The organism is Kitasatospora phosalacinea, from assembly GCF_000716545.1.
Lineage (GTDB): Bacteria > Actinomycetota > Actinomycetes > Streptomycetales > Streptomycetaceae > Kitasatospora > Kitasatospora phosalacinea.
Window position 1 is genome coordinate 1 of the sequence record NZ_JNWZ01000184.1, and the last position, 402, is coordinate 402.

Genomic DNA, 402 nt, shown 5'->3' on the forward strand with positions numbered 1-402 from the left:
AGTTCGGAGAGCTGTCCGGCGGGCCAGCCGGTGTTGCCGGTGACGGTCAGTCGCAGGTAACGGGTGGGCGTGGCGGGGAGGTTGACGGTGACGGTGTTGCCGGTGGCCGGGTCGAAGGTGTACCCGGCGGAGCCGACCAGGGTGGTGAAGGTGGTGCCGTCGGTGGAGCCCTGGACGGCGATCGTCTGGGTGCGGGAGGCCCAGGCGGTGGCCGGGGGCAGCTTCAGGACGGCCCGGGCCAGGGCGCGGGAGCAGCCGAGGTCGACCTGGATCCACTGCGGGAAGGCGTTGTTGGCGCTCTCCCAGTAGGTGGTGGCGTCACCGTCGACCGCGTTGCCCGGCCCGTAGGTCTGGCTGGTGCCGGACGCGGTGGCCGGGCGGCCCTGGGCCAGGTTGCCGGTG

Annotated in this window: 1 protein-coding gene; it reads right to left on the reverse strand. The window is 73.1% G+C overall.

The window, feature by feature from the left end; translation table 11 throughout:
• Window positions 1–402, reverse strand: a 402-nt coding sequence (locus OO48_RS34055) for a discoidin domain-containing protein (RefSeq protein ID WP_033223564.1), incomplete at both ends; no start/stop codon positions are given.